A 2,836-nucleotide genomic window follows, 5' to 3' on the forward strand; every position below is an offset into this window, starting at 1 on the left:
AACACCAAGTCGACGAGTTGGTGTCGGCAATCAGGGTCTCGCTCGACGAGGTCATGGGCCAGCGAACTGCCGGGGAAGCATGAGCCGTCCGAAGCGTCAACGCTGGACGTCCGAGTCGTACCGAGGCGCCCCGACGTCGTAGCGTTCGCGCTCGACCCTAAGCCCGGATCCACCGAACCCCGGGCTGATTCGGCTGTCGGAACACGCAAACAGGTGCCCTTCTGAACTGGGACGATGGGGTTGTTCAATCAACACCGGCCCAACGAGAAGGACACCTGATAGATGCGATCATCGCACAGCCTCGACCGCCTCGACACAGCCTTCGACGACGATCGCCTGGTCGCTGCTGCCGGGCTCCTCCTGCCGGCCACCCTGGCTCACCATCTCGGCCTGCGCGAGCTCGTCGACGCCCACCTCGACCTCGACGACAAGCCCGGCCGGGCGAACCCGGGGGACAAGCTCCTGACGCTCGTCATGTCGGCGCTCGCTGGGGGCGACAGCATCGACGACGCAGACGCCCTTCGGGCGGGTGGCACGGCCAGGATCCTCGGTCACGTGGTGAAGGCGGCATCAACCCTGGGCACGTTCCTGCGGAGCTTCCGCTGGGGCCATGTCCGGCAGCTCGACCGGGTCAGCCGCGATCTCCTTGCCCGGGCCTGGGCGGCCGGCGCCGGACCGGGCAGTGAGCCGTTCACGATCGATCTCGACTCGACGATCTGCGAGACGTACGGCCTGGCGAAGGAGGGTGCCCTCCACCACGGGTACACCGGCGTCCGCGGCTACCATCCCCTCCTCGCGGTCGCCGCCGGCACGGGCGACGTGCTCATGGCGCGGCTGCGCGAGGGCCGGGCCAACACCGTCCGGGGCGCCGCCCACTTCCTCGCCGAGACGATCGGGCGGGTCCGCGCCGCGGGGGCGAGCGGACAACTGACGATGCGCGCCGACTCCGGGTTCTATGCCTGCGAGGTCGTCGGTGTCTGCCGCAAGATGGGGGTCCGCTTCTCCATCACGATCCGCCAGCATCGATCGGTGCGTCGGCTCATCGAGGCGATCCCCGAAGAAGCCTGGACCCCGATCCCGTACTGGATCGCAGGGGGTGCCGACGTCGCCGAGACGACGTACACCCCGTTCGCCACGGAGAAGGACGCAAGGGCGGTCCGGCTCATCGTCCGCCGGGTGAAGCCGACCCCGGGTTCCCAGCTCGCGCTCCTGACCCTGTACGACTTCCACGCGTTCATCACCGACCGCGACGGCCAGACCCTCGAGCTCGAAGCCGATCATCGCCGCCACGCCGAGATCGAAAACGCGATAAGGGACCTCAAGTACGGCGTCGGGCTCAACCACCTGCCGTCGGGGAAGTTCGCGGCCAACGGCGCCTGGCTGGCGGTCCAGGTGATCGCCCATAACCTCGCCCGCTGGACGGCAAGGCTCGGGCTGGGTGCCGGGATCGTCACCACCAAGACGCTCCGCCGCCGGCTGTTCGCCGTGGCCGGTCGGCTCACCCGCTCAGCTCGTCGGGTCACGCTCCACCTGCCGGCCCGCTGGCCCTGGGCTGCCGAGTTCACAGCCGCCCTCGCGCGGCTCCGGGCGATCCCGCTCCTCGCCTGACGTCCGGTCAGCACGGTCGGCCGCCTCGGGGCTGGCGTCAGCCTGCGAGGAAATCGGCTGCGGCCCATCCACCACGTCTCACGGGACCAGATCGTTCGCCGTCCGACCCTCGTTCGCCCTGGTCAGGGCTTCGTCATGACCCCGATCGGGGTCGATCGTCTCCCCGCGGCCGCCATCGAGCCCTCAGACGACACCGTTCGGTGGATCCGGGCTTACCCTTCCACGTCTCCTCCGCGATCACGGTCAGCTGAGCCGCATCGATAGTGACGAAGTTGGTAGGGGTGTAGTCGTTCGGGTCGGGTCCGATCCGCGAGTAACCGGGTAGGGTGATTGCCTGGTTGAGGCCGTAAACAGGCTGGGGCGTTGCGGCGGGTGTTGGGGTTTGGGTCGCGGGTAGCTCGGACTGAACCGGGGCAACGTCGGTCGGAGGATTCCCCAGCACGACCGTCCAGTTCATGGACTGCAGTTGATCGCTGCTGTAGGTCGGACCCGGGAGTCCGCCGATGGTGATGCTGTAGAACTTGGAATCCGGGATGTCAGTGACCGTGAAGCTGAAATCGCACAATCCAACGCCTTCGAAGTAGGTCGGTCCGGGCTTTCGTCCCGACCCCGGAAGGGGGATGAGCGCGGCGGTGCCGACGACCGCATGAGTCGCGTCCTCGACCACTACCTCGCTGCCGTCGTGAACGCCGGGGAGCGAACCGGCCAGCGTCGAGTTGCCCAGGCAGTCGAGGCCGATCGGCGTCCCGAGGAACGAGACCTCGCCCGTGAGCGCATGCGTCGCGCCCGTGCATCCGCCTAACACCATGAACGCGAGCAGCGCCGAGGCGAGTACCGAGCGACGTTCCACCCGAAGGACGATAGCCGCGGCGTCTGGGTCCGACAAGAGGAGCGGTCCGCGGTCGTCGGACGCCCTCCTGACGAATCCGGGTCGGCAACTCCCGACGGGCGGGTCCGTGCCTCACGTCACGCCTCAGCCGCCGACAACGGGTCGAGCGTGCCCGCCGCCACTCTGCTGGAGAGTCCCGACGAACTTCACCCCGCCAGCACCCTGGCCCACGCTACGGTCCATCGACGCAATCCCGCGGAACAGCAGCCTGCGCTCAGCTGAGGACGAGCCGACGGGGCGTACCATGTTCGAGAAGTGGACCTGCTCGCCGCGCTGGTCACGTTTGTTCTGGGCGTCGCGTCCGTCCTCGTTGCTCAAACGATTGGAGCGATCCGGGAC

3 protein-coding genes are annotated in these 2,836 nt (G+C 68.2%); 1 reads left to right on the forward strand and 2 read right to left on the reverse strand.

The window, feature by feature from the left end; translation table 11 throughout:
- The first annotated feature begins 282 nt into the window (after positions 1 to 282).
- Complete coding sequence (locus VNF71_14515; GenBank protein HVA75768.1) at positions 283 to 1,608, forward strand: IS1380 family transposase; 1,326 nt, start codon at positions 283 to 285, stop codon at positions 1,606 to 1,608.
- 133 nt (positions 1,609 to 1,741) lie between these two features.
- Here VNF71_14515 and VNF71_14520 read toward each other — a convergent pair whose 3' ends face one another.
- Both VNF71_14520 and VNF71_14525 read right to left on the reverse strand, forming a co-directional pair.
- Complete coding sequence (locus VNF71_14520) at positions 1,742 to 2,458, reverse strand: hypothetical protein (GenBank protein ID HVA75769.1); 717 nt, start codon at positions 2,456 to 2,458, stop codon at positions 1,742 to 1,744.
- A 123-nt stretch (positions 2,459 to 2,581) separates the two neighbouring features.
- Positions 2,582 to 2,836 (reverse strand): hypothetical protein (locus tag VNF71_14525; protein ID HVA75770.1); only part of this gene is annotated, 255 nt, incomplete at its 5' end.

The organism is Acidimicrobiales bacterium, assembly GCA_035533095.1.
Lineage (GTDB): Bacteria > Actinomycetota > Acidimicrobiia > Acidimicrobiales > Palsa-688 > DATLUM01.

Bases quoted from the DNA above. Each gene is read 5' to 3' on its own strand.
- VNF71_14515 (HVA75768.1), top strand. From the start codon at position 283: ATGCGATCATCGCACAGCCTCGACCGCCTCGACACAGCCTTCGACGAC.